General features: G+C 42.8%; 2 protein-coding genes. One reads left to right on the top strand and one right to left on the bottom strand.

The genetic code is table 11. From position 1 onward, the window contains the following. Positions 1-119: DUF6559 family protein (locus R7Q11_RS27265; protein WP_318094471.1), on the bottom strand; the 119-nt coding region annotated here is incomplete at its 3' end. A 112-nt stretch (positions 120-231) separates the two neighbouring features. Here R7Q11_RS27265 and R7Q11_RS27260 point away from each other — a divergent pair. After that, on the top strand, positions 232-633 hold a 402-nt coding region (locus R7Q11_RS27260; protein ID WP_225467119.1), incomplete at its 3' end, for a LysR family transcriptional regulator.

Genomic DNA, 633 nt, shown 5'->3' with positions numbered 1-633 from the left:
GTGCTCGTCTTTACCTGACCGACGGAAAAGTACTCACGACTGCCGTATCCCACCATCAATCTGGTACTCATAAGCTTAATCACTTTCTTAATGCGACGACGTTGTATAAATCTCAACATGTTGAAGTCCTTATTTATATTTCGATAATTAATAATAAGTTTTGTATACCACACATCAATACTCTAGAGTGTCAGGGTTTAGCACGGCACTCAAAGAGTATGGAGTTCAAGAGTGAAAATTGACGATCTAAAACTGTTCACCAAAGTCGTCCAACTTGGCAGCTTTACAGCGGCAGCCAATGCTTTGGACTTGCCACGAGCAAATGTTAGTCGACGCATTGGAGAACTGGAACGTTACCTCGGAACGCAACTTTTTCACCGCACCACTCGCAGCCTTTCGCTGACAAACAAAGGCGATGCCTACTACCAAGATCTACAAAAAGTACTCACCTTGCTTGATTCGGCAAACCAGCAAGCCAGTAACGAAAGCATCGAGGTCAGAGGAAAAATCAAACTTGGCCTTCTGCCAGAAACCTATGAACCTCTTCAACCCATTTTGTTTGAATTTCAGGATCAATACCCGCAGGTTGAACTCGACATTCGCAATATCAACAATGGCTTTATTGATATGTTT

The organism is Vibrio sp. 970 (assembly GCF_033339075.1).
The sequence above is the reverse complement of the archived record's forward strand: the minus strand, read 5'-3'. Positions and strand labels throughout refer to the sequence as shown.